Source organism: Streptomyces aureus, assembly GCF_000725495.1.
Taxonomy (GTDB): Bacteria; Actinomycetota; Actinomycetes; order Streptomycetales; family Streptomycetaceae; genus Streptomyces; species Streptomyces aureus_B.
In genome coordinates this window covers 55,868-81,988 of the sequence record NZ_JNZD01000004.1, presented here as the reverse complement: position 1 = coordinate 81,988, position 26,121 = coordinate 55,868, and the positions used below count along the sequence as shown (strand labels likewise).

The following is a 26,121-nucleotide window of genomic DNA, read 5'->3' as shown; positions in this document are numbered from 1 at the left end:
AGTGGCCGCCTCTACGGTTTTTCCCATGGCACATCCCGTGCCGTGCGGGGAGGGAGACCCATGTTCCGTCAAGGTGACGTGCTGATCGCGCCGTTGGACGAGAAGGCGGTGCCGGACCACGCCCTCGACGCGGTGTCCGAGCCGCGCGACGGCCGCGGACGCATGGTGCTGGCCCTCGGCGAAGTCACCGGGCACGCCCACGCCGTGGTCGGTCCGGGGCGGCTGATACGGGAGGGCGGAGTGTTCGGCCCGATGCTGCTGCACGTTCCCGACGGGGCGCGGGTCGTGCACGAGGAGCACGCGGCGATCTCGCTCCCCAAGGGGTGGTACCGGGTGATCCGGCAGCGTGAGTACGTGCCCGGTTCGGTGCGGATCGTCGCCGACTGAGGCGACCACCGGGACCGGCTTCGGGGGAAACGGCGGCGGCACCGGCTCGGGGAGGGCGGGGCCGACGGCAGGGCGAAGGGCAGCCGGGGGCGCCCTGATCGGACACAAGTACAGGGGAGAGGAACGGTTCGATGGAACAGGGCAGTTGGCGGGGCACCGCGACACGGACGGGAGCGGGCGACCGCGCGGCGGCGGAGGAGGGCGTCAGGCTCGCCTACCGCAATGCCGGGCTGGACGAGCCCGAGCGCATCGTCTGGGCGCGCTCGCCGCACGAGGCCGTCCGCATGCTCATGGGCACGGCCCCCGTCGACGGCGGGGAACTGGGGTACACCGGCCCCGGCGTCCGCGGCGCCGTCGTCACCGGACCCTGGGCGGCGGAACGCGCGCGAGCGCACGAGCGGCTGGGACCCGAGGGGTGGAGCGCGCACTGGCGGAGCACCGGGGCGGCTCTGTGGGAGTCGGCCCGCACGCTGGCCGACCGGGTCCGGGCGGGCATCGTGGAGGACCTCGCAGGAGACCGCAAGGAGGAGAGCCGGGTGAGGTTGCTGCTCCTGGACGCGACGCTCGGCCAGCACGACGCGGCCTGGTTGTGCGCCTTCGACCCCGACGCGGCGAGTCCCCTGGCCGGGATCGCGGCGGTGGCGCGGGAGGCAGGCTGGTGGTGGCCGTACGAGAAGGTGGCGGTCGTCAGCGAACGGCCGCTGAGCCTGCACCGTGACGAGGCCGGGCGTCTCGACCGGGGCGACGGCCCGGCCCTGCGCTACGCCGACGGCTTCGAGCTCTACGCCTGGCGCGGGATGCCGGTCCCCCACGACTTCCTCGACGAACTCACGGCGCTGACACCCGCGCGGATCCGCGACGAGGAGAACGCCGAGCTGCGCCGGGTGATGCTGGAGTACTACGGCTACGACCGTTATCTGGACGAGTCGGGAGCCGTTCCCGTCCACCGCGACGAGACGGGGGTCCTGTGGAGGGTCGAACTGACGGGGGACGAGGACGTAGTCATGGTCGAGGTCGTCAACTCGACTCCGGAGCCGGACGGCACGCATCGCACGTACTGGCTGCGGGTTCCGCCGACGACCCGTACGGCGCGTGAGGGGGTCGCGTGGACGTTCGGGCTCGGCGCCGAGGCCTACGAGCCGTCCCAGCAGACGTGAGGACGGCCGGCCGGGAAATCGGCGGGGCCGCCCTCCCGTCGGCTCCCGGTGCTCAGGGGCGCTGCCCCCAGGCCATCAGCATGCCGGGTCCGAGTTCGGCCAGCCGGGGCGACGCCAGATAGGCCAGGGCCTCCTCGACCACGGCGGAGTCCACGCGTCCGGTCTCCTCGAGGGCCGGCCGCATGCGGTCCAGCGTCTCCGACCAGAAGCGCGCCAGCGGACCGCCCGCGACCAGCGGCGGGCAGACCAGCTCACCGGCGACGTTCCGCAGCCCCTCGTCCCTCAGGAAGTGCGGGTACGCCGGGACGTCCGACGTGTCGGTGCCGATGGTCGACCGCAGGGCCCGCCACATGGCGTCCATGGTCCGCCGGTAGGCCGACGAGGTGTCCAGGGGGTTCGGCACCTCCACGGCATCGCCGAGCACGAGCCAGCCGCCGGGGTTCAGCCACCGCCCGAGACGGGAGACGAGTTGACGACGTTCGGGCAGGTGCATGAGGACGAACCGGGCGTGGACGAGGTCGAAGCCGCCCAGGTCGAGGCTCTCGTCGCGGAGATCGGCGGTGACCACCCGCAGGCGTGGGTCGGTGAGGGCGTCCAGCCCGCCGGTGTCCCGGTCGAGCGCGACCACCTCCGTGACCTCCGCCTCATCCAGCAGCCAGCGGACCACGGTCCCGGTCCCGGCTCCCACCTCGAGACAGCGGGCGCCCGGCCCGGGGATCAGGGCGCGCAGACGGCCCGTGGTGACGGGGTCGTAGACCAGCGCCGCGGCGTCGATGCGCTCGGACTCCTGCGGGTGCTCCGGCTCGAACAGGGCTTCTCCGTAGTGGCCGCCGGAGGCCGAAGGGCCCGTCACGTCGCGTCCTTAGGTTCCGGTCCCGGGATGAGTATCCTGCCGGTCCGCACCATGAAATCCCCTGAGAGCCGAGGAACGAATTACAGCCAGAGTGGCAGCTTTCGGGTGCCTCGGCAGAACGGCGGACACAGGATCCACCGACCTTTGCACCGGCTGTGACCCTTGAAACGCACCTGTAACGCTCATAGCATGATCGAACTCACGACGATTGCCCTGATCGTCCGTCCTTCACTAGAAGAACACGCTGTCTAGCGCGAAGGGTGAGTCATTGTGACCAATACCTAACAAATCGGCCAAACAGTTGATATCCATAGCATCCCGAGTAATTTCACGAATAAACAACGCAATTGACTTCGATGAGCGACGCAGATCACGGGTGATTCTGTGGGCCGTCGCGGGTGTGGTGACCTTCGGGTTCCTGGTCGCGATGGAGATCATCGCGCGTCACTACGGCATGCCGGGACCGATCGCCAATCAGGCCGGTGAGGTGATACTCACACCCACCTCGGGACCGCTGCTCTACGCCGGCCTGGCGTTGATGATGGTCGTCCTCTCCTGGCGCCAACGGTTCATAGCGCTCGGGATAGCGGCCGGAATCGACATCGTCTTCTTCCTGGTGCGCTGGGTGCTCGACGCCAGAATGATGTTCGGCAACGGGGCGTTGTGGGTGATCATCGGCTATGCGTTCATCGCCGTGACCCGCCGCACGGGCAAGGAACGCGTTCTGCTCCTCAAGGGCGTGGGGCTGGGCCTGCTCCTGGTGGCCGGCCACAAGACCGGCGACACCTGGCTCATGATCACGTCGGAGACGCGGCCGACCGTCCTCGACCCGTACGTGGCCACGGCCGATCACGCGCTGGGTAACCCGTCCTGGGTGGTGGGCCGGATCGTCGAGGCCACCGGCCCGATCGGGTACCACGCACTCCACCTCGTCTACGGCCAGCTCCCGCTCGCGGCGGCCGTCTTCGCCCTCTACCAGCTCCGCCACGTGGCCGAGAGACGCCGCTTCCCGGGCCATCATCTGGTGCGCACCTTCCTGGCCATCGGACTGGTGGGGCCCGCCATCTACATGATCTTCCCCGTGGCCGGGCCGGTCTTCGCCTACGGCGCCGAGGGCGGACAGTGGGCGGCGGCCAACCTGTGGCCGCACACCGCGGTACCGGTCGGCACCCCGCACCCGATCCCGTTCGACGAGATAACCCCGCGCAACTGCATGCCCAGCCTGCACACGGCCTGGGCGACCACGCTGTTCATCCACACCCGCGAGGGCTCACGTCTGCTGCGCTACGCGGGCACGTTCTGGCTGGTCGGCACGCTCACGGCAACGCTCGGATTCGGGTACCACTACGGCGCGGACCTCGTCGCCGGTGTCGTCTTCGCGCTCACCATCGAGGCGGCCATGCGCTCGTTCCACCGAGGATGGGACCGCTCGGGATACACGCTGGTCGCCTACGGCTCGGTGGTGTTCACCGCGCTCCTGGTGTCGTACCGCTACCTGCCGGTGGAGATGGCCCGGCACGCCTGGGTGGCCGGACCGTGCCTCCTCATGGCGATGGGTTCCGTGATCTACGGCTATGTGCGCACGACCCGGGCGTGGCACCCGCGGACCGCACTCGTGCAGCAACCGGAACCGCAGCTCGTGCAGGTCTGACGACCGCGCGCTCGCGACCGCTCTCAGCGGCTCACCCGATACCCGTAGGGCCGGCCTTGCCGGCCCTACGGTCGTGAGGGGCCCCGTCCTCGGCCTTCCCCGTGGGGCACGCCCGGTCTTGCACCCGTCCCGCGCACCCGGCCCGGTCTCCGGCCTTCCCCGCGGGACAGCCCCAGGACCTCGGTCTGCCCGGCGGCCGGATTTGCGCTGGAGTGCACTCCAGGGTGTTGGGTGGCGGGAGTGGCGCCGCGGTGACGCGGCGACCGAGCGGACGACACGTTCCACGAGGAGCACTCCATGACACAGAAGATCTGGTTCATCACCGGCGCCTCCCGGGGCTTCGGACGGGAGTGGGCCATCGCGGCTCTGGAGCGCGGCGACTCGGTGGCCGCGACGGCCCGGGACCTGTCCACTCTGGGCGATCTTCGCGAGACCTACGGGGACCGGCTGCTGCCCTTGCAGCTCGACGTCACGGACCGCGACGCCGACTTCGCCGCGGTGCGGCTGGCGCACGAGCGGTTCGGACGGCTCGACGTGGTCGTCAACAACGCCGGCTACGGGCACTTCGGGATGATCGAGGAGATCACCGAGGCGGAGGCCCGCGCGCAGCTCGAGACCAACCTCTTCGGCGCCCTGTGGGTCACCCAGGCGGCACTTCCGTTCCTGCGCGAGCAGGGGAGCGGCCACATTCTTCAGGTCTCCTCCATCGGCGGGATCAGCGCCTTCCCGCTGGTCGGCATCTACCACGCGTCGAAGTGGGCGCTCGAGGGGATGAGCCAGGCGCTCGCCCAGGAAGTGGCGCCCTTCGGCGTCAAGGTCACGCTGATCGAGCCGGGCGGGTTCTCGACCGACTGGGCCGGTTCCTCGTCGAGCACCTCCGAGCCGCTGCCGGCGTACGCCGACTTCCACAAGGAGGTGCAGGAGCAGCGGCGCAAGCGGGTCGGCACCCCGGGCGACCCGCGCGCGTCCGCCGCGGCCGTCCTGGAGATCGTGGACGCCGAGGAGCCGCCGCTGCGCTGCTTCTTCGGCTCGGCGCCGCTCGGCATCGCGAAGGCGGACTACGAAGGGCGCCTGGCGTCCTGGGAGAAGTGGCAGTCGGTGGCGGAGCTGGCGCAGGGGTGAGTGGCGCTCGCGGGCGGGCCCGGGTGGGTCAGGCGCGGTGGCTCTGGTAGTAGCCGCCGACCAGTTCGTGGTAGTCGACGTCGCCGACATGCCGGTCCCGGTCGAACTCCGGGGATTCCCTGATCTGCTCCTGGGTGAGCGCGACATAAATCTTCTGCTCGTCCAGGTCGATCCGTCGCACCGTACCGGCGGGCAGCAGGACGTGTCTGCCGAAGATCCACACGCCGAGGTCGACGACGAGGTACGAGGAGCCCGCGTCGTCGGCGTGCTTGTCGACCTTGCCGATGTGGCCGTCGGTGGCCTCGACCTTGTACCCGACCAGATCGGTGCCCGCGATGTGCCCGGCGGCCGGGTGGTAACCCCAGATGCTGTCGGTCATGAGCGGCTCCCTCGTCGAGGATCCTCGCGTTTCCGGAGCGGAACCCGGGGCGCGCGGGGGCGTCCTCCACGTTAGACGAAGGGCGCGCGCGACGCCGGTTGCGGCTCCCGGGGCGCCAGTGCCGAACGAGACCAGACCAGACCCGCCCGACCCGGATCCGACCGGCCCGCCCGCCCAGGACCGGGACGAGCGGGGCCCGTGCGGTCGGCCGCGTCAGTAGTAGTCGCCCCGGCGTTGTGCCGGGTTGACTGCGTCCCGCCGCTGCTGCAGCCGCCGGGCCGCCCGGGCGGCCGCGATCTCCCGCAGCTGCGCCTGGCTCTGGAGCGTCATCATCGACCCCAGGGCGTGGCGCGCGGTCAGCGGGTTGTCCACGCAGGTCTGGTACATCACGGCGGCGCGTTCGTTGTCCTGGTACAGGGTGCGGTAGATCTCCGCGGCGCGGTACTGGCCGTAGGGGTGGTTGCGGGTGGCCGCCGCCAGGAACTGTTCCAGGGCGTGCTCCGCCGGTGCCCGGGTGATCGGGATCAGCCGCTCCAGGTACAGGTCACCGAGGACGATCATCGCCTCGGGTTCGCCCAGCTCGGCCGAGGCGTGGTACCAACGGGCCGCCTCGTCCAACGACTCGACGATGCCCGCCTGGGGGCAGCCGTGGTGGTAGAGCGAGGCGAGGTAGAAGGCCGATCGCGGTGAACCGCTGCTGTGCCGCAGCCGTGGCACCGCGCTGGCGTAGCGCCCCTGTATGTAGTCGATGTGCCCGAGCAGTTCGATCGCGGCGCCGTGGCCCCTGGCCGCCGCGATCTCGAGGAAGTAGACCTCGGCGCCGGGGTGCTGCCCGCTGTTCCAGCTGTGCAGGCCGATCCGGTAGTACTCCTCGGCGCTGGTCGGCTCGTGCCCGTCCACGGTGAAGTTGGTCCCCTGCCACAGCACCATGTCGCTGCCTCTCGCGTCGTGGCCTGCCCCGGCGGACACGTGCGGTTCGTCGTGCCGCGGCCTCGCGGGGAGGCCGGGAGCGACGACGGGGACGAACCAGTCGTCACCGGTCGTTCCAGCCGTTCCTGTACGTCGTCCCGGCGCGCCGGGTTCCGACCGATGGTACGGCTCGGCAACCGGCTCAATCGTAGGCCCGGTTGTCCTGACATCCGGGCGTTCCGCGGAGGCTACCGCCGATGTGGCCCGTTTCCGACGGCGGCGCCAGATCCTTGAAGCCCTCGCCGCCCGCCGACCGGAATCCGGTGGGAGCCCTCCGACCCGGCCCCGGCCTGGGGGAGCACCGGTGCGGCCGGATTCCCGGACGGGAGGGGCAAGGACGGGACGGTCCGCCGTACGGGCCCTTCACCCGGACGTCATCCGCGGTGCTTCCCGGTCCTCAGATGCTTTCTGGTTCCCTGGCCCTTCCGGGGTCTCCGGTGGTACGCGCGCGGCCACGGCGTCGAAGAAGCGCCACCCGTCCACTTCGCCGGCGCGACCGAAGACCTCCCCGTGCGCCCTGGCCTCGTCGAGCAACTCCCGCACGGTCGCGGGCCGGTGAAGATTGAGGTAGCCGCCTCGCATACGGCTGACTCCACCCTCGTGGGCTCCCCAGCCACCGCCGCCCACCACACGCTCGGGGCCCGCGGCGAAGACGATGCGGATCACGCCCGGCGAACCCTCGCGCGCGAGGACGAGGACCTCCTGGCAGGCGTGCCCGGGGCCGCCGCCGGCGGGGTTCGGCTCCGGCACATGGCGATGGCTGACCCACCACCTGAACCGCTCGGAGCCTACGACCAGTTGGCGGTAGCGACGACGTCCCATGCCGTCACGTTAGCAACGCCTGCGATAGGGCTGTCGGCAACGCTCATGGCACGACGGCGAGTTCAGACGGTGCCGGTAGCTCGGACAGGGCCGCTCGCTCAGACCCCGCCGGTTGTTCGGACCGTGCCGGTTGTTCAGATCACGCCGGTCGCTCAGACCGCACCGGTCCCGACAAGGCTCCCGGACCGGGCGGGGGCCGACCACACGGCACCCCTCAGCCGACCGCTGAGCTGCCACACCACGCAGACGGACAGCAGGGCGGCGCAGAGGAACAGCCCGTCGCCGAGCAGCACCCGCTCCAGTGCCCGGCCGCTCTGTGACGAGGTGTCCGACTTCTTCATCGCGGTCAGGGCCCGGTCGCCCGCCGTCCCGGCGGCGAGGACGAAGAGCCACCAGACGGTGAGCAGGGGGTGGCCGCGGCGACGGCGCTCCGCCGGTTCGGAGGCCGCCCACAGGTCGTTGACGATCATCTTGGGGACGAACAGGTCGGCTCCCGGGACGATCCAGCCGAAGAACAGCCAGGCGCGGCGGCGGCGCTGTCCCTCCGGCCAGAGCCGTTCCGCGAGGTCACGCATGCCGGCCGTCCAGATCATCAGCACCAGCACTGCTGCGACGGTCACGGCCTGCCACCAGCCCACTATGTTGCCCAGCCACATGTTGGCGATGAGCAGCGGCAGCCCCTCGCCGCCGTCGGGCGTGGGCGGCAAGGGCGGTGCCAGCAGGACCTGGTGCTTGTGCCACGCGGCCAGCGCGGTCGCCAGGGTCAGGAGGACGTGTGCGGCGAGCACACCACAGGTCCACAGGGCGGACCCGCCCCGCGCTTTCACCGCGCTCTTCACGACACACCTCCGGGAGCCCCTGTTCGGACTTTCCGCAGGTCGGCGCGTGATCCTAACCCGCCGAGAGGTGCTATGGCCCCGCCCCGCAAGTGCTGCCGCCGTCCTCGGAGCCGGAGTTCGCCTCCGGGGCAGCGCCCGGTGCGGGGACAGGAATCGCGCCGAACGGTACCGGGTGCGACGGATCCCGGCCGCCCCCGGTGTGGTGCTGCCGTACGGGCCGGGACGGCGCATGCCACGACGTGCGCGCGGTGGGGGAGCCGGCCGCGTAGCCGCGCGGAGCGCGGCCGCGCTCCGGACCTCGCGGCGGGATCCGGAGAATCGCCCACCAATGCGGGAACAGGGGATGCGCGGTGCCCGGTCCCCTTCTAGCGTGGAGCGCGGGCGCCGCGCCACGCACCCCGGCGATCCGGTCACCGAGGAAGGCCGTGGCATCGGCACAGGCCCGGCGGCCGCCCTCTGCTCCGACTGCCGTACGAGCAAGGCCGCAGTTGCCCGATGCCCGCCCGCACCTCGCCCGCGCTGGAGATGCCCGTCATGCTTTCGAACACGTCTCGTCCCGTCATCACGGCGACGCTGCCCGTCGTCGGCGAACACATCGGTGAGATCGCCCAGCGCTTCTACCGGCACCTGTTCGCGGAGCACCCCGAGCTCCTGAACGGCGTCTTCAACCGAGGGAACCAGGCGCACGGAGAACAGCAGCAGGCGCTCGCCGGTTCCGTCGCGGCGTTCGCCAGTGGCCTGGTGAGCACGCCGGAGCGGACACCGGAACACCTGCTGAAGCGCATCGCGCACAAACACGCGTCGCTCGGGATCCGCCCCGAGCAGTACCAGACCGTCCACGACAACCTGATGTGGGCCATCGTCGACGTCCTCGGCGACGCGGTCACCCCGGAGGTCGCCGCGGCCTGGGACGAGGTCTACTGGCTGATGGCGAACGCCCTCATCAACCAGGAGCGCGGGCTGTACAGCGCCCGGGGTGTCACGCCCGAGACGGTGTGGCGCACATGGGTGGTCGAGAAGAAGATCAGGGAGACCCGGGACGTCGTGACGTTCGTGGTCAAGCGGGTCGACGACCGTCTGGTGACCACCTCGCTGCCCGGCCAGTACGTCACCGTACTCATGGACATGCCCGACGGGGTGCGTCAGCCGCGCCAGTACAGCCTGACCCGGGCCGACGACGGGGAACACCGCCAGTTCTCCGTCAAGCGGGTGTACGGCAACGGGGAGCCCGAGGGAGAGGTGTCCGCCCTCCTGCACGACTCGGTCGACGTCGGTGACGAGCTCACGCTGTCGCTGCCGTACGGCGACGTCGTACTCGACGACTCCGGGCGGCCGGTGGTGTTCGCGACGGCCGGCATCGGGATCACCCCCATGGCCGGGATGCTCTCCCATCTGGTGCAGGCCGAGTCCCGGCTGCCGATCACCGTCCTGCACGCCGACCTCGACGAGGCGTCGTTCGCGCTGCGCCGCCAGGTGGTCAGTGACGTACTCGAACTGCGCAACGCCGAGATGTACCTCTGGTACGAGAAGGGCGCGCAGACCAACGAGCCGGTGAAGGGCGTCTTCGACGGGCTGATGGACCTCTCCCACGTCGATCTGCCGGACAAGGCGGTGTACTACATGTGCGGCCCGCTGGCGTTCATGCAGCCGCTGCGCAGCGCCCTGCTCGGCCGCGGAGTCTCGCCCCACGACATCCAGTACGAGGTCTTCGGCCCCGACCTCTGGCAGGCGGACCTCGACTGAAGCACCACGCCGTCACCCCGACCGGTCAGTTCACTTGGACGGAGACCGGTCGGGCCTGCCCGACACGGCCGGGGCGGGCGCCGAGGCGCTCTTCGACGACGGCGATGCGTGGGGTGCCGCGACCTGCGGTTAGGCTGCCCGGATGATCGACTCCCCTTGCTTCTGTCTCCTCTGCGCCCCGACCGAATGGGGCGGTCCCGTGTCGGAGGAGCGTGACCGGCGGGTGGCGCAGAGCGTGACGGACTTCGGCTGGCACGTCATGGGGGTGGCCGGCGGTGATGCCCCGAGTGACTGGGGCTACTCCATCGGCATGTGGCACACCCTGCGCAGTCCCGAGGTGAGCGTCTTCGGTCTGCCGTCGGGGACCGCGATGAGCGTGGTCAATTCCGCCGGGACGGCGATACGGGACGGTGAGCCGCTCGAGCTCGACCGGCCCCGGGGCGATGTGCTGAACGGCTACGACGTGGTCCTGCGGCCCGTCGATCCCAGCTGGTACTACGACTTCTTCGGCGCGGGCGTCGACTTCTACCAGACCCCGCCGCTGCCGATCGCGCAGCTGTTCTGGCCCGACAAGGCCGGCCGGTTCCCCTGGGAAGCGGGCGTGGACGAGCGCTGCCGCACGGTGCAGCCACTGCTGTGGATTCCCAAGAACGAGACCACCGGGCCGTGGACCGACGTCGCGTGAGGTGACCCCGAGGGTCGCGCGAGCCGGCTGCCGGCCCCGCCGACCCCCGGCTCCGTCAGCCGTCGGCCGTCAGCCGCAGGGCCGCCGTCCCCGCCGGCTGACGACTGCCGGCCCCGGCCGTCAGCGCACCGCGGTGGCCCGCGGCGCGACCTCGCAGTGGTCGATCTCCTCCACGCGCCCCGCGCTCGCGACCGGCACCCGGACCGTCGCCTTGTCCTTCGCGGGCACCGACACCTGGTCGGAGGTCTCGAACAGGGCGGAGCCCCGGGCGTCCTTGAAGCCGATCTTGACGGTGAACAGGCCCTGGCGTCCGTTCGGATTCCTGACCTCGACGGTCGCGTACGGGTCGTCCGCGCTCGCGCAGTGGACGAGCACGGCGGTGCCGTCCTCCAGGGGCCTGGCGGAGTCGCCGGTGGGGGACGCCGTGGGGGTGGAGCGACGGGTGGGCCGCGTGCGGTGGGTGCTTCCGCCGCTGGTACCGGTGGTCGTCCCGGAGCCGTACGTGTCGTCGGACCCGGAGCCGCTGGTCGACCCCCCGTAGGGATCGCCGCCGGACGAGCCGCCGCTGCCCCCGGACGTCGACGAAGCGTCGTGGTCCTGGCTGGAGCTGCTGCAGCCGCCGCCGTCGCTGTGGTGGCCGCGCCTGCCGTGACCGTGACCGGAAGAGAAGCCGGTCAGGGTCAGTACGACCATCGCCGACACCGCTGTGAGTTTGAGTCCCCGCCCCCGTGTGTACATGCCACCAGCCTACCGACTGCCGTCGCGGCAGGTCAGGGGAGGTCGAGCGGCGCCCGGGGCGAGCCCGGCGTCCTTCCGCGACCGTGCGGAGGCCGGCGTGGTCACAGGGATCTGAGCAGGGCCAGGGTTTCCCGGAGTTCCTCCCGCAGTGCCCGTCCGGCCGCCTCTGCGTCCCCTCGTACGACAGCGTTCACCAGAGCGGCGTGCCCCGTGTCGCCGTGGTTCGGGTCGTCGGAGCGCAGGCCGAGCAACTCGACCAGATCCAGCAGGCGTTGCTGCAGCACCGGCACGAACTCGGTGAACAGGGCCGTGAGTACGGGGTTGTGGGCGGCGGCGACCACGGCCCGGTGCAGGGTGATGTCGGCCTCCACGAACGCGGTGTCGCCGTTACCGGCCGCGTCCCGGCGTCCGGCCAGGGCCGCGTGGAGCGCGGTGACGTCCTCCTCGGTCCGGCGCTCCGCCGCCAGTTGGGCGGCCTCCACCTCGAGGAGCATCCGGACCTCGTACACGTCCGTGATGGCCGAGCGGCGCAGCCGGGTGGACCAGTCCTCCTCGGGGGTGGTCGCGATGACGAAGACGCCGGATCCCTGACGCGCCTGGACCAGTCCCGCGCCGGCCAGTGCGCGCAGCGCCTCGCGGACGGTGGACCGCCCCACGCCCAGGGTCTGGGCCAGCGTGGTCTCGCCGGGGAGCTTCGTTCCCACGGGCCACTCGCCGTCGGTGATCTGCTCGCGCAGGTGGGCGGTGGCCTGCTCGACCAAGGGGGAGGGCCGCAAGGCGCCTAGAGACATGTGAGGTTCACCCTTCCATCCCTCAGGTTGTCTGAGGACCTGAGGTGTCGCTAGTGTACCCCGCATGCTGCTGTCCGGGCTTCTTCTCCTCGGCCGCCGCTGCGGGGCCTGACGCGACCGGCACCCCGCAGCGGGGTTCCAGGCTGCGCCGGTCTCCGACGGCCGACCGAAAGAGGCTCAGCACACCATGGCAGCTCCCTCTCAGAGCACGGCGTTCCCCACGCTGCACACCCCCGCCGGTGACGTCCCGGACGGCGCGCCGCGCTGGAATCCGCAGCGTCCGAGCGCGATGCCGCACCACCGCTACCGGCCCGCCCACGAGCGGGTCGCCCTGCCCCTGACCGACCGGACCTGGCCCTCCCGCCGGATCGAGCGGGCCCCGCTGTGGGTTCCGGTCGATCTGCGCGACGGCAACCAGGCACTGGCCGAGCCCATGGACACCGCGCGCAAACGCCGGATGTTCGACCTCCTGGTCGCCATGGGCTTCAAGGAGATCGAGGTCGGCTACCCGTCCGCCAGCCGGACCGACTTCGACTTCGTACGGCACCTGGCCGACAGCGGTGCGGTCCCGGACGACGTGACCGTCTCCGTGTTCACGGCCGCCCGCGAAGACCTGATCGACCGGACCGTCGCCTCCCTCGAAGGACTCCCCTGCACCCTCGTGCACCTCTACACCGCGACCGCTCCCACCTGGCGGAACGTGGTCCTGTCCCGCTCCCGCGCCGAGGTCCACCGGTTGATCCTGGACGCCGCCGGCCATCTGCTGCGCAGGACCGAGCAGTTGGCGGGCGCCGACATCCGGTTCGAGTTCTCCCCGGAGGTCTTCAACCTCACGGAACCGGACTTCGTCCTGGAGGTGTGCGACAGCGTGACCGAGCTGTGGGACGCGAGCCCGGACCGGCCGGTGATCCACAATCTGCCCGCGACCGTGGAGATCGCCACGCCCAACGTGTACGCGGACCAGATCGAGTACATGCACCGCCACCTGGCCCGCCGCGACTCGGTGATCCTCTCCGTCCACCCGCACAACGACCGCGGCACCGGTGTCGCCTGCGCCGAACTCGCCGTGCTCGCGGGGGCGCAGCGCGTCGAGGGCTGCCTGTTCGGCAACGGCGAGCGCACCGGGAACGTCGACCTGGTGACCCTGGCCCTCAATCTGTACGCGCAGGGCGTGAATCCGATGGTCGACTTCTCCGACATCGACGCGGTCCGCGAGGTGGTGGAGCACTGCAACCGGCTGCCGGTCCACCCGCGGCACCCCTACGGTGGCGACCTCGTGCACACCGCCTTCTCCGGCACGCACCAGGACGCCATCGCCAAGGGGCTGGCCCATCACGCCGAGCAGGCCGCCGAGCAGGGGGTCGCGGCCGAGGAGGCGCCGTGGGCGGTCCCGTACCTGCCCATCGACCCGGGGGACATCGGCCGCAGCTACGAGGAGGTCATCCGCGTCAACTCCCAGTCCGGCAAGGGGGGTATCGCCCATCTCCTGCGCACCCACCACGGGCTGGACCTGCCCGGGCGGATGCGGCCGGACTTCTCCCTCGCGGTGCAGCGGGTCGCCGACGCGACCGGTCGGGAGCTGAGCCACAAGGAGCTGTGGGAGCTCTTCCGCACCACCTACATCGCCCCGGCCCTGGACGGCCCCGTCACCCTGGCCTCCTGGAGCGCCACGGAACCCGCCCCCGGCGAGCACCGGTTCACCTGCGTCCTGCGCGCCGACGGGCAGGAGCACCCCTGTCACGGCACCGGCAACGGCCCGCTGTCCGCCTTCGCCGACGCCCTGCGCACCGTGGGCATCGGCGTCGACGTCCTCGGCTACACCGAACACGCCACCGGCCTCGGCCCGGACAGTCCCGCCGCGGCCTACGCCGAGTGCCGCGTAAACGGCGTGACCCGCTGGGGCGCCGGCTGGGACACCTCGGTCCTGACCGCATCGGTCCACGCGATCATGGCCGCGGTCAACCGCCGCGACACGGACGCCTCGTGACGGCGCGACGGCTCTCACCCCGACCCGCACCACCGTGACGGCGCGGCGGCCGTCACCCTGACCCGCGCCGCCGTGCCGACGGGCAACCCCCGTCGGCGCGGCGGCGTCGTCCCTGCAATGGAAGATCGCCGACAGGCAACCCCCTTCGGCGCCCCGGCGTCGACGAAGGCCACGCCTGGTGGACCGACCGGCAGGCGGTCGCCGACCACTACGACACCACCCAACCCGGGCCAGGAACGAGACGAACGAGCGGTCACCGGACGTCGTCCCGGTCGGGTGGACCGCCGACGGGTGCCGTCCACCGGGGAGCGGTTTCGGCCCATGACGTGTCCCACCGGGCGCGGTTGCGCCGCTGCAGCGCGTGGACTGCACAGCCGTACGCTGCGGCGCCGAGGAGGGGGACGGCCACGCCCGCGAGGACGGCGCAGACCATGGTGCGGTCGCGGACCTGATCCGTGGTCAGGGGTGGGTCGGTGATCCTTCCTTCGGTGTCGACCCAGACGTCGACGGTGCTGCCCTCGGTGAGCGAGGGCTCGACGTCGGCCTTGGCGGTGCGGGTGTGTCCTCGGGCGTCGGTGAAGCGGACGGTGACGGGGTAGAGGGCCTCCTCCGCCTCGTCCGATCCCGGTTCAGGGTGTCGGGGGGCGTCGTGGGCCAGTACGGCCGTGGTCTCGTGCCGGGTGGCGGCCTGGTGCCGTGCGGTTTCCCCGAGGTGGCGGTAAGCGGTGTCGCCGACCAGGAAGATCGCGGCGGGGATGCCGCCGAGGACGGCCAGCAACAGGCCGACGGCGACCCATGCTTGTGCGAGGTCGGTGCGTCGGCGCAGGGGACTGCGCCGCCACCGCCACCACAGGATGCGCGGGAGTTCTTCGGGAGGGTGTGACGGGGTCGTCGCGCGGGCCACGACATCGCTCCTTCCGTGTGGGCGTGGCGGCCTCGCCAGGTCGTGCGGGGACGGGGGTGGGGAGGTGAGTACAGGGGTGGGGAGGTGAGTACGGGGTCTAGCGGAAGTGCACGGGGTCCGTGACGGCACGGGCGGATGGATGGGCCCGGGCGGCTTGGAGGAGCTTCGCGGCGCCGCGGACCGCCGCGGTGTGGGGTGCCGGGACGGGCTGGACCGGAGCGCGCAGCCGGTCGGCGAGGCGGTAGGTGATGTCGGGCCGCAGCGCGCCCCCGCCGGCGAGGAGGGCGCCGCGGTGGAGCGCCTCGAAGGTCTCCGAGGTGTGGTCCTGCTCCAGCATGGTGGTCACCATGGCGACGACCGCCTCCGTGATCCGCGACGGCGGGGTGTTGCTGTCCAGGTCGCTGGTGCCCAGGGCGGTACGAAGGGCGTCCGTCACCGCGCCCTCGGTGAGCAGCGTGACCTCGGTGAGGTGGGCGCCGATGTCGACGACGAGCAGGGGACAGGCCGGGTCGGCGTCGGCGGCGACGGCCACGGCGCGCGCGGTCGGGACGGTCAGGACCAAGCGCGGGTGCAGTACTTCGACCGCGGTGCGGGCCTGGGCCCGGTAGGCGATTCCCCCCAGTACGGGCGTGGTCAGGATGAGCAGGGGACGGCCGAAGCGGGGCAGGCGATGACCGAGCAGCCGGTTCAGCATCCGCGCGGTTCCAGGCGTGTCGACGATGGTGCCTCGTTGGATGGGGTAGGTGGCGCCCGTACCGGGGAAGGTCACCGTGGGTACGTCGAGGATCACGCGCCGCCCGGACACCCAGGCACGGGTGCGGGCACTGCCCAGATCGAGGGCGATGCCGGCGCCCGGCCGGCCCAGGGGCCACATGCGGTGCCGGGCGGGCGAGGGACCGGGCCCTGGTGCAGTCGTCACGGCCTGGCCTCCCGTACGTGTTGGCACCGGCCGCAGTAGCGAGCCTGCGGCACGATCATCAGTTGTTCGCGGGCCATGGGCCTGCGGCACAGATGGCAGATTCCGTAGTGGCCCTGGTCCATCCGTGCGAGGGCGGCTTCGACGTCGGTGAGGACCATGCTCGCGGAGGCCGTGAGCTTGACGCGGACCTCCATCTGGGCGGCGGTCCGCCGGTCGAGAAACGCGTCGGCACGGGTCGCGGCCTCCGAGAGCTGCCGCAGTTGCTCCCGGCGGAACAGGAGTTGCTCGCGCAGGTTCTCACGCAGTACGACGAAGTCGTCGAGCGAGAGTGCCGTATCGCGGTTGTCGACGGTCTGGTGGTTCACCCATTCACCCCCGGGCAGTGCGGGCGGGCGGTTGTCAGCCGGCGTTACGCTGGCAGGGGACGCAGAACGGCGTGTGGGGCAGGATTTCCAGACGCTCGACCGGGATCGTTTCGGCGCAGTTCCGGCAGACGCCGTAGGTGCCGTCCTGGACGCGGGAGACGGCGGCCTCGACCTCGGTGAGTACGCGCTCGATGGTGTCTTTCTGCGCGGCCATCGCCTGTTCCTGCCCGTCCGGCGCGACCTCGCCCATGGCACGGAGCTGCAACAGGCGGGAGGAACGTTCGTGTTCGAGGCGCTGGAGGGCCTCGTGCGCCGTCAGCCGCTCATGGCGGGTTCCGGCCTGCGGCGTATCGAGTGACATGGGGGTTCCTTCCATCGACGGGGAGGCGGCTCGTTCCGGGCGGGGGATCGTCGGGTGACCGAGGACCGGGGGAGGGCGGTTGTGGTTCATGCCTTCACCGTCGTCGCAATGCCGCGCGGAAACCATCGGGCGCGATACCCATCTCCCGCCTGTCCCGGAGCCCATCGCGGCGCGGGCCGCGCAGGTCCGGGAAATGGGCATTGGAGCCCATCGACGCCGGGGCGGGGAAGCGGGCAGCCTGGGAGTGGGCCGGTCAGGACCGGCCGCGGCTCGTCTTCGGGCTGCGCGGTGATCGGCAGGCGCCGTGCGGTGTCGACGGCGCCGTGCGGGGACCGACAACCCCGCGCGGTGACCGATATCGCCGGGCGGTGACAGACAGCATCGGCAGGGCCGTGCCACACACGGCCCAGCATCGGCAGGGCCGTGCCGCACACGGCTCTCTCACACGTGGAAAGGCGTCATCCGGGTGTCCCTGTTCTGGCGGGTCTTCGCACTCAACGCGGTCGTGCTGGGAAGCGCCACCGCGCTGCTGCTGTGGGCTCCCGTGACCGTCTCCGTGCCCGTGGTGCTGACCGAGGCTCTCATCCTTGTGGCCGGCCTGGCCGTCATGCTGGTCGCCAACGCGGCCATGCTGAGGATCGGCTTGGCCCCGCTCGACCGGCTCACCCGGCTGATGGCCACCGTCGATCTGCTGCGCCCCGGACAGCGTCTGCCGGAAAGGGGCCGCGGCGAGACCGCCGAACTGATCCGCACCTTCAACGCCATGCTCGATCGCCTCGAGCACGAACGTGCCTCCAGCAGCGCGCGCGTGCTGCTCGCGCAGGAAGCGGAGCGGCGCCGCATCGCCCAGGAACTGCACGACGAGGTGGGCCAGAGCATGACCGCGATCCTGCTCGCGCTGGAGCGGGCCGCCGACGACGCGGACGAGCCCCTGCGCGGTGATCTGCGGCAGGTGCAGGAGATCACCCGGGGGAGCCTTGACGAGGTCCGCCGTCTGGCGCGTCGTCTGCGGCCCGGCGTCCTGGAGGACCTCGGTCTGATCAGCGCCCTGACCTCTCTGACCGGAGAGTTCTCCACGCACGTCGGGCTGCGCGTGGTGCGCCGCTTCGACACCGGTCTGCCGGAGCTGGACGATCAGACGGAGCTGGTGCTGTACCGCGTCGCCCAGGAAGCCCTGACGAACGCGGCGCGCCATGCCGAGGCGAGCAGGATCGAGGTGAGCCTGCAGCACACCGAGGAGGCCGTCGTGCTGACCGTCGTCGACGACGGCCGCGGCAGCGGAGTCGCCCGCGAAGGGGCGGGAATCCGCGGCATGCGCGAGCGGGCCCTGCTGATCGGAGCCACGCTGGACGTCAGCTCTCCACCGCAGTCCGGCACACAGATCCGGCTGACCGTGCCCCTCGTCAGGAAGCAGCCATGAGTACGCCCCACACCTCCGTGATCCGCATCCTCCTCGCCGACGACCACGCGCTCGTACGCCGCGGGGTGCGGCTCATCCTCGACCGGGAGCCGGACCTCGAGGTCGTGGCCGAGGCCGGGGACGGCGCGGAGGCGATCGAGTCGGCCCGCACCCACGACGTCGACCTGGCCGTGATGGACATCGCCATGCCCCGGATGACCGGCCTGCAGGCCACCCGGGAACTCCTCGCGCTCAAGCCGGACGTGCGGGTGCTGATGCTGACGATGCACGACAACGAGCAGTACTTCTTCCAGGCGCTGAAGGCCGGTGCCAGCGGATACGTGCTGAAGTCCGTGGCCGATCGCGACCTGGTCGCGGCCTGCCGGGCCGCCATGCGGGACGAGCCCTTCCTGTATCCCGGTGCGGTCACCGCGCTCGTCCGCAACTACCTGGACCGGGTCCGCCAGGGCGAGGAGCCCCCGGAGCAGGTGCTGACGGCGCGCGAGGAGGAGGTTCTCAAGCTCGTGGCCGAGGGGCACTCCTCCAAGGAGATCGCCGAGATGCTCTTCATCAGCATCAAGACCGTTCATCGGCATCGGGAGAACCTGCTGCACAAGCTCGGTCTCCGTGACCGGCTGGCACTCACGCGCTACGCGATTCGTGTCGGCCTGATCGAGGCGTGAGCGCCGCCCGCCGACCGCCTCGGAGTCCCGGCCCCCCTACCCCCGAGCCGGGGCTCTGAGGCTCCGTACCGACGCCGCCAGATCACCATCGAGACCGGAGGGGCGGGGATGACCCCGTACGTGCCTGCCCTTCCGCGCCGTCCCCAGGGCCCGGCGGTGGTGCTGGCGGTTCTGTTCGCCGTTCTCATCACCTTGCTCGGCCCGCCGGCTCCGGGTGATGGGGACACTTGGGTGTACGTCGGCTCGCCATCTGCCGGTCCGGCGTCCGTCGGGATGGCACCTGTCGCTGCGGCGCCCGTCGGCGCGGCGTACGTGAGCACGGCACCCGTGGGTTCGGCGTCCGTCGGTTCGGCGTCGGTCGGTTCGGCACCCGGCGGCACGGCTTCCCTCGGTTCGCCGGGCGGCGCCGAGGTCCCGCCGGTGTACGGCGACACGCTCGCGAACCACGGGGATCCCGCCCTCACCGCCGCTTTCGTTCGAAACCCTCGGGATGCCGCGAGCGAGCGTCAGCCCGCGCCGGCCCCTGCCCCGGGTGAACCATGTGGCCCGGCCGTCGATCCGCCGCATCCCGCGCGGTCCCCGCTCTCGGCCGTGGGCCCCTGTGCCTCCGGGCAGCCCTCGCACCGTCACGGGGTACGAGCACCTCCCTTCCTCTCCGGCACCTGAACCCACGTCCCCTCTTCGCCACATTCTCGGCCGCGCCCGGTGTCCTGGCCGCGGCATGCCTGCCGGAGGCTCCCCTCGTGAACCGATCCCCGCACATCAGAAGCCTGATGGCGCTCGCCGTTGTCGCGCTTTCCCTGTACGTCGCACTCACCGTGCCCGTCACCCTCGGACTCGATCTGCGGGGCGGCACCCAGATCGTGCTGGAAACCCGCCCCGCCCTCGGCGCCGACACCGATGGCGACGCCGAGGCCGAGGCCGAGACCGAGACCGACGCCGACGTCACGGATCGCACCGTAGAGGTGCTGCGCGGCCGTATCGACGCGCTCGGTGTCGCCGAACCCACCGTCACCCGCTCGGGCAGCAACCGGATCGTCGTCGAACTGCCCGGCCTCCAGGATCCGCGGAAGGCGGCCGAGGTGCTCGGCCGCACGGCCCAGCTCACCTTCCACCAGGTACTCGGCACGGCGGTCGGCCCCGACGACGGAGCGGATCCCCTGCCCGAGCGGGCCCGTGAGCAGGTGATGCCCGACGAGTCGGGCGACCCTCTGCGCCTGCGGACCGCTTCCCTGACCGGCAACGACGTGGACAAGGCGGCCGCGCGCTTCGACCCGCAGAGCGGTGCCGGCTGGCATGTGACCGTCGACTTCACGGGAGCCGGTGAAGGGCGGTGGGCGCGCCTGACCGGTGAGGCCGCTTGTCACGCGGCCGGGGATCCCGCCCGCCGGGTCGCCATCGTCCTGGACGACAAGATCATCTCTTCGCCGCAGGTCGATCCGTCGGTGGCGTGCAGGTCCGGCATCAACGGCGGGTCCACCCGGATCACCGGGTCCTTCGACGACGGAGAGGCCAAGGAACTGGCCCTGCTCATCAACGGCGGCGCTCTGCCGGTACCCGTCGAGACCATCGAACAGCGCACCGTCGGCGCGACCCTGGGAGCGCAGGCCATCACGGCCAGCGCCTGGGCCGCCGCGATCGGGACCGCTCTGACCGCACTGTTCATCATCGCCGTGTACCGGATCATGGGGGCCTTGGCGACCGTGGCCCTGGCCTGCTACGGCCTGATCTCCTACGCCGCTCTCGCCGCCCTCGGCGCCACCCTCACCCTGCCGGGCCTCGCCGGGTTCGTCCTCGCCATCGGCATGGCGGTCGACGCCAACGTGCTGGTCTTCGAACGCGCCCGCGAGGAGTACGCGTCCCGCCTTCGCCCCACTCCGCGATCGGCGCTGACCGCGGGTTTCCGCCAGGCCTTCAGTGCGATCGCCGACTCCAACATCACCACACTGATCGCCGCCGGCCTGCTGTTCTTCCTCGCCTCCGGGCCCGTGCGCGGGTTCGGAGTCACTCTGGGGATCGGCGTACTCGCCTCCATGGTCAGCGCCCTGGTCATCACGCGCGCCCTCGCCGACCACGCCGTCGCCCGTCCCCGCCTGCGCCGCCGCCCGCGACTGACGGGCATCGCCCACACCGGCATGGTCCGCGAGCGCCTGGGCCGCACCGCTCCGGACCTGATGGCCCACCCGCGCCGGTGGCTGGCGGCCTCCGCCGCCGTCCTCGTCCTCGCCGCTTCGGGGATCGTCGTACGGGGCCTCGACTTCGGCGTGGAATTCACCGGTGGCCGACTCGTCGAGTACGCCACGGCCGATCCCGTCCATCCTGATCGGGCCCGCAGCGCGATCGCCGACGCCGGATTTCCCCGGGCCGTCGTCCAGAGTTCCGGCGAGAACCGGCTCACCGTTCGCACCGAGCAGCTGAGCGACGCGCGGGCGGCGGTCGTCACCGAAACCGTCACCGGCCTGGCGGGCGGAGCCGACAAGATCCGGGACGAAGCCATCGGACCGAGCCTCGGCAAGGAACTTCGCCGAGGAGCCCTCATCGCCCTGCTCGTCGCCCTGGGAGCCCAACTCGTCTATCTCGCGGCACGATTCCGCTGGCTGCTGGGGACCTCGGCGGTCGCGGCACTCGCCCACGACGTCGTGATCCTCGTCGGCGTCTTCGCCTGGCTCGGCAAGCCCGTCGACGGCACCTTCCTGGCCGCGCTGCTCACCGTCATCGGCTACTCCGTCAACGACTCCGTCGTCGTCTTCGACCGGATCAGGGAACTCGCCCGCCGCGAACCCAAGGAGCCCTTCGACCGCGTCGCCAACCAGGCTCTCCTGCAGACACTGCCCCGCACCGTCAACACCGGCATGGGGGCCGCCTTCATTCTCACCGCACTGGCTGTTCTCGGCGGCGACACCTTGACCGACTTCGCCCTCGCCCTCCTCATCGGCCTCGCGGTGGGAACGTACTCCTCGATGTTCACCGCCACACCGCTGGCCATCGAACTGGACAAGCGCCGGAGGTGAGTTCGACGCCGGGCCCGCCGGCCGGCGCCGTGGGTGTCCTGTCACCGGGAGACCCACGGCACGGCGGGATCGCGGCACGGTGACACGGTGGCAAGGCGGGCGTTACAGGAAGCGGTCCAGCAGGGCGTCCAGGCCGGTGGTCAGACCGTCGGGGCCGCCCCGTTCGGCCAGGGCGGGGGCGGTCGTGCGGAGTGTCGGCAGCTCCTGGAAGGACATGCGGTGGAGACCGAGCCGGAACGCGGGGTCCGGTTCGCTGGGGTTGTCCACCATGGCCTGCAGTTCCACCGACACGTATCCGAGGATCCAGGCCATGAAGGCGCGCCATATCCGGGCGGAGTGCACCTGGTCGTATCCGGCGTCCTGGATCAGGGCGAGCACGCGCTCGTGACCCCTGAGGACGGGCGGGGGCCTGCGGGCCAGCGGTACTCGTGTCATGCGGCTGAAGATGAGCAGCGTCCCCTCGGGGTGGTCGAGGCACACCTGGTAGGTGACGAGTGCGATCCGGTGCAGTTCGGCCCGCAACGTCGGACCGGAGGCGGCCGACGGCCGCGCTGCCGCGGCGAGATGGCTCTCCAGTTCCAGAAAGAGGGCCTCCGCCACACCGTCAAGGAGCGCGTTCTTGCCGGGCGCGTAGCGGTACAACGACATCGCCTCCACGCCGAGTTCGGCGCCCAGGCGGCGCATGGTCAACGCCGCCGGCCCTTCCCGGTCGACCAGGTCCAGAGCCGCGGCGAGCACCCGCTCGCGGGTCAGACGCCCCTGACGGCCGTCCCCGGCGTCGCCCGTTCCCGGACCGTGTGTCATCACCTGCCTCCTCACTCCGCGGAGGGTTCCGCAGCCGGGGTCACCGTGTCTCGAGTTCGCCCCAGACGACGAACCGGTGGACGTAGCTCCCGGTCCAGCCGCGGTCCGTGCAGGTGATCAGGGTGATGCGTGCCTTGTCGGGCCGGGCTCGGGGCCGGCCCGGCACAGGAGCGACGACACCGACGTCCGACGGCTCGACGACCTTGGTCCGGGTGACCCGGTAGGTGTACGTCCTCCCGTCCTGCTCGACTTGCAGCGCGTCCCCTTTGCGCAGCTCAGGAAGGCGGTTGAAAGGCTGCCCCCATCCGGTCCGGTGGCCTGCGACGGCGAAGTTCCCCTTCTGGCCCGGCCCGGCGGTTCCCGGGAAGTGCCCGGGACCCTTGCGCAGGTCCCCGGGGGAAACGCCCTCGACGACCACCGGGGCGAAGTCCGGGCCGAAGCGGGCGACGCGCAGCACCGCGAACGCCTCCCCGGCGCGCGGGGCGGGCCGCTGCGGCCGGTCGGCCGCGGCGGCGGCGGGGGGCGACTGCCCGAGTTCGTGACGGAGCGACTGCTGCGCGCTGTCGTACGCGCCGTTCGCCAGCTTGTCCCGCAGCAGTGCGAAGCCCCCCAGGGCCAGACCCGTGACGATCAGGCCGATGCTCAGCAGGCGGATCACGCGTCTCATGGTGCGGCTCCCGGGTCTCCTGTGGGGCCGCCGGCGCGGCCCCGCCTCGGTGCTGTGTCAGCCGTCGTCGTCGGTCTTGCGGGGGATCAGCCGCAGCGCGGCGCAGCCCGCCGAGATCAGAACGAACGCGACGATCCAGAACCAGAAGCTGCCCGGGCCTCCGGTGATCGGCAGCAGACCCGCTCCTCCGGCTCCGCCCGCCGTCGCGCCCGCGCTTGTGTAATTTGCCATGGCTGTTTCCTCCTCGGTTCACCAATTGCGGTCCCTGCGCAACGCGGTGTCCGCGAGCGCACGGATATGAACTCCCTGCAGGAACAAGTCGTAGAACCACTCCGGAATGACCAGCATCGACGCGGTCGTCGCCCGCCAGCCCCGGGACCTGACGGTGACGGCCCGCTCGACGGCGTAGAAGGCCGTGAAGGCGATCCAGAACGGGGCGATGCGTATCCCGCCCCCCACGGTGAGGAACCAGATGAGGGAACCCACATAGGCGGTCGACACCGACGTCCCGAGAAAGGCGACGAGCTGGCGGACCCAGCCTTCCGTGGTGTAGCGGGTCAGGCCGTAGTCGAGCAGGTTCTCCAGCGCGCCCCGCTTCCAGCGCAGCCGCTGCCTGGCGAGGGACCTCCAGGTCTCCATGACCTCTGTGGTCATGGTCGCGCGGGACGGTGCCACGATGCGGTGGCGGAGGTGCTTGAGCGCCAGGGTGAGTTCGTTGTCCTCGGTGAGGGCCTTGGTGTCGTAGACCCCGTCGGCGGCGGGCAGCCGGCCCGTCCCGCGCGCCCGGAGCACGTCCTTCAGGGCTCCGGCCCTGAACAGGCACGCGGTACCCGTCAGACACAGCACCTTGCCCCGCTTGCGGGCGGTGTCCCGGGCGTACCGGGCGAACTCGTTGCGCTGGAAGGCCCCGCACAGCCGGCCGCCGGTCCGGCCCCGGAAGTTCCCGCCGACGGCACCGTAGCCCTGGGCCATCTTCCGGCGGGTGACCTCGATGAAGTGGGGATCGAGATAGGTGTCGGCGTCCTGGACGAGGATCGCGTCCTCGTCGGTGAGCGACGGCAGCAGCCGGTCGAGCGCCCCGTTGAGATTGCCGGCCTTCTTGTACCGGTTGTCCACCGAGTGCCAGACCTCGGCGCCCGCCGCGCGGGCGATCCGCTCCAGCTCCGCCGTCCGCCCGGGTTCCTTGTGCGGATCGAGCGTCACGATGACGCGCTCGGCGCGGTGCGTCTGCCGTTGCAGCGCCTCCAGCACCCGGGGGAGCGAATCCACCTCCCGGTAGGCCGGAACCAGCACGACCACGTGGGGCGGTTCCTGGGCGGACATCTCGTTCATGGCGTGCTCCGCGGACGGGACCTTGGTTCGTATGTCTGTAACCTTACGTTGTAAGCGTAAATGCGCAACTTACAGGCGATATGATCGCTTCGCGTGCCGCATCCAGAGCCGGCTCTGGCCCCGTGTCCCCGGTGCGTATTCGTAAAAGTGCAGGTCAGAGACGCAATCAGACCCGGCCGACGGTGGAGACCCGTACGGTTCAGCAGGCTTCCGGATAGCCGATCTCGGAGATGTCCTCGGCCAGGTCCGCAAGGGTGAGATCGGCGTTCAGTGACGACACGAGATCCTGGTTCAGCGGGCGCAGGGCGTACAGGGCGCTCACCGCTTCGATATGCACGGAGATCTCGTAGTAGTCCTCGGCGAAGCGCTGGAAGGCCTCCGGTGAGGGGTCGACCAGCAGGTGGAACAGCTCCGCCGAACCGTCGGGGTCGGCTTGGTGCGAGGGGAACTCGATCGTGCCGTGCTGCCACCGCGTGTCGGTCGGCGTGCGCCACAGGCAGGCCGTCACGACGGGTACACCGGCCTCGTCGGTGAACGCGGGCTCCTCGACGAACGGTCTGAAGACAGCGGGGACGTCGTCGATCACTCCCGGCCAGGGCTCGCCGTCGTTGCCGTACGGGCTCATGGGGCTCTCGTGGCCGAAGCCGCGGATGTAGACCCCGGCCGCGGAGAACACGATGGAGTACTCGTCTCCCGAGCCGTTGCGCATCGAGGCCATCTCCTCGCCCTCGCCCCAGGTGGCGTTGAACGAGTAGTACCGGCTCTCCCACTCGGGACTCAGGATCGCGTCGAGCATCGCCAGCGAGCGGCACAGGTTCCGCAGGTCGCTGCCGGCCGGGAGCCGCCGGGCAACGTCTTCGACAGTCATGAGCCCATTGAACAGGGTGGCTCGGACAGTGGTCGGGTGAGAGGCTCCGGGGCTGCTCGGCTGCGGAGTCCGGGGGCTGTTCCGGCCGACGGCGACCGTCCCGCCGCCGCTCTTCAGAAGCGGTGGTGACCCACCGGCGCACCCCGGCAGAGCGCTCGAGCCCGTTGCCCTTCAGGTCGACCGTACAAGGGCGTCGCCGTTCAGACCGAGCGTGCCCGCCCGGTCGCCTCCAGGGCCGAGGCCAGGAAGCGGCGTACCGTCTCCAGTTCGTCCGGCTCGAAGCCCTCCGCGGCCGTCACCAACTCGCCGATCACCGGCCCGAAGAACGCCCAGCCCAGCTCCGTGGCCCTCTCCTCCACCTCCAGGAGCACCCGGCGCCGATCGGTGGTGTCCCTGGTGCGCCGGACCAGTCCGAGCCCCTCCAGCCGGTCCACCAGCGCGGTGGTCCCGGCCGAGTTCAGGCGCAGCTGCCCGCCGAGCCACCCGGGCGTGGCGCGGACGCCGGCCCGCGAGGCGTCCAGCAGATGGATCAGCGCCCGTACGTCGGTGGGATGCAGCCCGTTCCGCGCCGCGAACTCGGCGCCGAGCAGGTCGAACTCCACGGTCACCGCGCGCAGCAGGTGAACCAGTCCCATCACCGGGCTCTGATCGTCCACGCCCACTCCTTCGTCCTCGGCGATATTAT

27 protein-coding genes are annotated in these 26,121 nt (G+C 71.2%); 10 read left to right on the top strand and 17 right to left on the bottom strand.

Going from position 1 to position 26,121, the window contains the following annotated elements:
- The first annotated feature begins 60 nt into the window (after nucleotides 1-60).
- Both IO36_RS06525 and IO36_RS06520 read left to right on the top strand, forming a co-directional pair.
- Nucleotides 61-387, top strand: coding sequence for a hypothetical protein (locus tag IO36_RS06525; RefSeq protein WP_037617165.1), 327 nt, complete (start codon nucleotides 61-63; stop codon nucleotides 385-387).
- 131 nt (nucleotides 388-518) lie between these two features.
- Entirely contained in the window at nucleotides 519-1,544 is a 1,026-nt protein-coding gene (locus IO36_RS06520; protein ID WP_037617162.1) for a DUF6745 domain-containing protein, read from the top strand.
- A gap of 52 nt (nucleotides 1,545-1,596) precedes the next feature.
- On the opposite strand, the gene IO36_RS06515 is transcribed toward IO36_RS06520, so the two are convergent.
- Nucleotides 1,597-2,397, bottom strand: coding sequence for a class I SAM-dependent methyltransferase (locus IO36_RS06515; RefSeq protein ID WP_037617160.1), 801 nt, complete (start codon nucleotides 2,395-2,397; stop codon nucleotides 1,597-1,599).
- A gap of 379 nt (nucleotides 2,398-2,776) precedes the next feature.
- On the opposite strand from IO36_RS06515, the gene IO36_RS06510 reads away from it, so the two are divergent.
- On the top strand, nucleotides 2,777-4,048 hold the full coding sequence (locus IO36_RS06510) for a phosphatase PAP2 family protein (protein WP_078943092.1): 1,272 nt from the start codon (nucleotides 2,777-2,779) through the stop codon (nucleotides 4,046-4,048).
- A gap of 297 nt (nucleotides 4,049-4,345) precedes the next feature.
- Nucleotides 4,346-5,170, top strand: coding sequence for an SDR family oxidoreductase (locus IO36_RS06505; RefSeq protein WP_037617155.1), 825 nt, complete (start codon nucleotides 4,346-4,348; stop codon nucleotides 5,168-5,170).
- Between the two features lie 28 nt (nucleotides 5,171-5,198).
- Here IO36_RS06505 and IO36_RS06500 read toward each other — a convergent pair whose 3' ends face one another.
- The 4 genes from IO36_RS06500 to IO36_RS46715 form a co-directional block, all read right to left on the bottom strand.
- Nucleotides 5,199-5,549 (bottom strand): PRC-barrel domain-containing protein, encoded by a 351-nt coding sequence (locus tag IO36_RS06500; protein WP_037617153.1) that lies wholly within the window; start codon nucleotides 5,547-5,549, stop codon nucleotides 5,199-5,201.
- 213 nt (nucleotides 5,550-5,762) lie between these two features.
- Nucleotides 5,763-6,518: a tetratricopeptide repeat protein gene (locus IO36_RS06495; RefSeq protein ID WP_158997254.1), complete on the bottom strand. Its 756-nt coding sequence runs from the start codon at nucleotides 6,516-6,518 to the stop codon at nucleotides 5,763-5,765.
- 363 nt (nucleotides 6,519-6,881) lie between these two features.
- Nucleotides 6,882-7,340: a hypothetical protein gene (locus IO36_RS42950; RefSeq protein WP_158997252.1), complete on the bottom strand. Its 459-nt coding sequence runs from the start codon at nucleotides 7,338-7,340 to the stop codon at nucleotides 6,882-6,884.
- A gap of 152 nt (nucleotides 7,341-7,492) precedes the next feature.
- Nucleotides 7,493-8,179 (bottom strand): DUF4328 domain-containing protein, encoded by a 687-nt coding sequence (locus IO36_RS46715; protein WP_158997250.1) that lies wholly within the window; start codon nucleotides 8,177-8,179, stop codon nucleotides 7,493-7,495.
- A gap of 534 nt (nucleotides 8,180-8,713) precedes the next feature.
- On the opposite strand from IO36_RS46715, the gene IO36_RS06480 reads away from it, so the two are divergent.
- Nucleotides 8,714-9,922 carry a globin domain-containing protein gene (locus IO36_RS06480; RefSeq protein ID WP_037618294.1) on the top strand — a complete coding sequence of 403 codons (1,209 nt, stop codon included), beginning with the start codon at nucleotides 8,714-8,716 and terminating at the stop codon, nucleotides 9,920-9,922.
- Between the two features lie 142 nt (nucleotides 9,923-10,064).
- Nucleotides 10,065-10,607 (top strand): DUF4262 domain-containing protein, encoded by a 543-nt coding sequence (locus IO36_RS06475; RefSeq protein WP_078943035.1) that lies wholly within the window; start codon nucleotides 10,065-10,067, stop codon nucleotides 10,605-10,607.
- 120 nt (nucleotides 10,608-10,727) lie between these two features.
- On the opposite strand, the gene IO36_RS06470 is transcribed toward IO36_RS06475, so the two are convergent.
- Together IO36_RS06470 and IO36_RS06465 are read right to left on the bottom strand one after the other, a co-directional pair.
- Nucleotides 10,728-11,345: a hypothetical protein gene (locus IO36_RS06470; RefSeq protein ID WP_037617149.1), complete on the bottom strand. Its 618-nt coding sequence runs from the start codon at nucleotides 11,343-11,345 to the stop codon at nucleotides 10,728-10,730.
- Between the two features lie 101 nt (nucleotides 11,346-11,446).
- Nucleotides 11,447-12,136, bottom strand: a complete 690-nt coding sequence (locus IO36_RS06465) for a FadR/GntR family transcriptional regulator (protein ID WP_037617147.1) — start codon at nucleotides 12,134-12,136, stop codon at nucleotides 11,447-11,449.
- A gap of 187 nt (nucleotides 12,137-12,323) precedes the next feature.
- Here IO36_RS06465 and leuA point away from each other — a divergent pair, with 187 nt between their 5' ends.
- Nucleotides 12,324-14,123: a 2-isopropylmalate synthase gene (leuA, locus tag IO36_RS06460; RefSeq protein ID WP_037617145.1), complete on the top strand. Its 1,800-nt coding sequence runs from the start codon at nucleotides 12,324-12,326 to the stop codon at nucleotides 14,121-14,123.
- A gap of 253 nt (nucleotides 14,124-14,376) precedes the next feature.
- Here the strand turns inward: leuA and IO36_RS06455 are convergent, their stop codons facing one another.
- From IO36_RS06455 to IO36_RS06440, 4 genes are all read right to left on the bottom strand, one after another.
- A complete protein-coding gene (locus tag IO36_RS06455) occupies nucleotides 14,377-15,027 on the bottom strand; it encodes an Rv1733c family protein (protein ID WP_051900086.1) in 651 nt (216 codons plus the stop codon).
- A gap of 97 nt (nucleotides 15,028-15,124) precedes the next feature.
- Complete coding sequence (locus tag IO36_RS06450) at nucleotides 15,125-15,946, bottom strand: rod shape-determining protein (protein ID WP_037617143.1); 822 nt, start codon at nucleotides 15,944-15,946, stop codon at nucleotides 15,125-15,127.
- Entirely contained in the window at nucleotides 15,943-16,311 is a 369-nt protein-coding gene (locus IO36_RS06445; RefSeq protein WP_037617140.1) for a TraR/DksA family transcriptional regulator, read from the bottom strand. Before IO36_RS06445 ends, IO36_RS06450 begins: the two co-directional genes overlap by 4 nt.
- Before the next feature lie 34 nt (nucleotides 16,312-16,345).
- Nucleotides 16,346-16,672 carry a TraR/DksA family transcriptional regulator gene (locus tag IO36_RS06440; RefSeq protein ID WP_037617139.1) on the bottom strand — a complete coding sequence of 109 codons (327 nt, stop codon included), beginning with the start codon at nucleotides 16,670-16,672 and terminating at the stop codon, nucleotides 16,346-16,348.
- 466 nt (nucleotides 16,673-17,138) lie between these two features.
- Here IO36_RS06440 and IO36_RS06435 point away from each other — a divergent pair, with 466 nt between their 5' ends.
- From IO36_RS06435 to secD, 3 genes are all read left to right on the top strand, one after another.
- Nucleotides 17,139-18,092 carry a HAMP domain-containing sensor histidine kinase gene (locus IO36_RS06435; RefSeq protein ID WP_037617137.1) on the top strand — a complete coding sequence of 318 codons (954 nt, stop codon included), beginning with the start codon at nucleotides 17,139-17,141 and terminating at the stop codon, nucleotides 18,090-18,092.
- Nucleotides 18,089-18,754: a response regulator transcription factor gene (locus IO36_RS06430; RefSeq protein ID WP_037617135.1), complete on the top strand. Its 666-nt coding sequence runs from the start codon at nucleotides 18,089-18,091 to the stop codon at nucleotides 18,752-18,754. Before IO36_RS06435 ends, IO36_RS06430 begins: the two co-directional genes overlap by 4 nt.
- Before the next feature lie 773 nt (nucleotides 18,755-19,527).
- Nucleotides 19,528-21,765 carry a protein translocase subunit SecD gene (gene secD / locus IO36_RS06425; RefSeq protein ID WP_425535515.1) on the top strand — a complete coding sequence of 746 codons (2,238 nt, stop codon included), beginning with the start codon at nucleotides 19,528-19,530 and terminating at the stop codon, nucleotides 21,763-21,765.
- 102 nt (nucleotides 21,766-21,867) lie between these two features.
- Here the strand turns inward: secD and IO36_RS06420 are convergent, their stop codons facing one another.
- The 6 genes from IO36_RS06420 to IO36_RS06400 form a co-directional block, all read right to left on the bottom strand.
- Complete coding sequence (locus IO36_RS06420) at nucleotides 21,868-22,569, bottom strand: TetR/AcrR family transcriptional regulator (protein WP_037617129.1); 702 nt, start codon at nucleotides 22,567-22,569, stop codon at nucleotides 21,868-21,870.
- Between the two features lie 40 nt (nucleotides 22,570-22,609).
- Nucleotides 22,610-23,236, bottom strand: coding sequence for a class E sortase (locus IO36_RS06415; RefSeq protein ID WP_051900085.1), 627 nt, complete (start codon nucleotides 23,234-23,236; stop codon nucleotides 22,610-22,612).
- Nucleotides 23,237-23,293: 57 nt separating this feature from the next.
- Nucleotides 23,294-23,467: a hypothetical protein gene (locus IO36_RS46710; protein ID WP_158997248.1), complete on the bottom strand. Its 174-nt coding sequence runs from the start codon at nucleotides 23,465-23,467 to the stop codon at nucleotides 23,294-23,296.
- Between the two features lie 18 nt (nucleotides 23,468-23,485).
- Entirely contained in the window at nucleotides 23,486-24,568 is a 1,083-nt protein-coding gene (locus tag IO36_RS06410) for a glycosyltransferase family 2 protein (protein WP_037617127.1), read from the bottom strand.
- Nucleotides 24,569-24,767: 199 nt separating this feature from the next.
- Complete coding sequence (locus tag IO36_RS06405; protein WP_037617125.1) at nucleotides 24,768-25,436, bottom strand: hypothetical protein; 669 nt, start codon at nucleotides 25,434-25,436, stop codon at nucleotides 24,768-24,770.
- Nucleotides 25,437-25,636: 200 nt separating this feature from the next.
- Nucleotides 25,637-26,071, bottom strand: coding sequence for a MarR family transcriptional regulator (locus tag IO36_RS06400; RefSeq protein ID WP_037618288.1), 435 nt, complete (start codon nucleotides 26,069-26,071; stop codon nucleotides 25,637-25,639).
- Nucleotides 26,072-26,121: the final 50 nt, after the last annotated feature.

Excerpts from the sequence above, each read along its gene's own strand:
- IO36_RS06525 (WP_037617165.1), top strand. The coding sequence starts at position 61 with ATGTTCCGTCAAGGTGACGTGCTGATCGCGCCGTTGGACGAGAAGGCG.
- IO36_RS06520 (WP_037617162.1), top strand. The coding sequence starts at position 519 with ATGGAACAGGGCAGTTGGCGGGGCACCGCGACACGGACGGGAGCGGGC.
- IO36_RS06505 (WP_037617155.1), top strand. The coding sequence starts at position 4,346 with ATGACACAGAAGATCTGGTTCATCACCGGCGCCTCCCGGGGCTTCGGA.
- IO36_RS06500 (WP_037617153.1), bottom strand. The coding sequence starts at position 5,549 with ATGACCGACAGCATCTGGGGTTACCACCCGGCCGCCGGGCACATCGCG.
- IO36_RS42950 (WP_158997252.1), bottom strand. The coding sequence starts at position 7,340 with ATGGGACGTCGTCGCTACCGCCAACTGGTCGTAGGCTCCGAGCGGTTC.
- IO36_RS06480 (WP_037618294.1), top strand. The coding sequence starts at position 8,714 with ATGCTTTCGAACACGTCTCGTCCCGTCATCACGGCGACGCTGCCCGTC.
- IO36_RS06475 (WP_078943035.1), top strand. The coding sequence starts at position 10,065 with ATGATCGACTCCCCTTGCTTCTGTCTCCTCTGCGCCCCGACCGAATGG.
- IO36_RS06470 (WP_037617149.1), bottom strand. The coding sequence starts at position 11,345 with ATGTACACACGGGGGCGGGGACTCAAACTCACAGCGGTGTCGGCGATG.
- IO36_RS06465 (WP_037617147.1), bottom strand. The coding sequence starts at position 12,136 with ATGTCTCTAGGCGCCTTGCGGCCCTCCCCCTTGGTCGAGCAGGCCACC.
- leuA (WP_037617145.1), top strand. The coding sequence starts at position 12,324 with ATGGCAGCTCCCTCTCAGAGCACGGCGTTCCCCACGCTGCACACCCCC.
- IO36_RS06440 (WP_037617139.1), bottom strand. The coding sequence starts at position 16,672 with ATGTCACTCGATACGCCGCAGGCCGGAACCCGCCATGAGCGGCTGACG.
- IO36_RS06430 (WP_037617135.1), top strand. The coding sequence starts at position 18,089 with ATGAGTACGCCCCACACCTCCGTGATCCGCATCCTCCTCGCCGACGAC.
- secD (WP_425535515.1), top strand. The coding sequence starts at position 19,528 with ATGGCGCTCGCCGTTGTCGCGCTTTCCCTGTACGTCGCACTCACCGTG.
- IO36_RS06420 (WP_037617129.1), bottom strand. The coding sequence starts at position 22,569 with ATGACACACGGTCCGGGAACGGGCGACGCCGGGGACGGCCGTCAGGGG.
- IO36_RS06415 (WP_051900085.1), bottom strand. The coding sequence starts at position 23,236 with ATGAGACGCGTGATCCGCCTGCTGAGCATCGGCCTGATCGTCACGGGT.
- IO36_RS46710 (WP_158997248.1), bottom strand. The coding sequence starts at position 23,467 with ATGGCAAATTACACAAGCGCGGGCGCGACGGCGGGCGGAGCCGGAGGA.
- IO36_RS06410 (WP_037617127.1), bottom strand. The coding sequence starts at position 24,568 with ATGAACGAGATGTCCGCCCAGGAACCGCCCCACGTGGTCGTGCTGGTT.
- IO36_RS06405 (WP_037617125.1), bottom strand. The coding sequence starts at position 25,436 with ATGACTGTCGAAGACGTTGCCCGGCGGCTCCCGGCCGGCAGCGACCTG.
- IO36_RS06400 (WP_037618288.1), bottom strand. The coding sequence starts at position 26,071 with ATGGGACTGGTTCACCTGCTGCGCGCGGTGACCGTGGAGTTCGACCTG.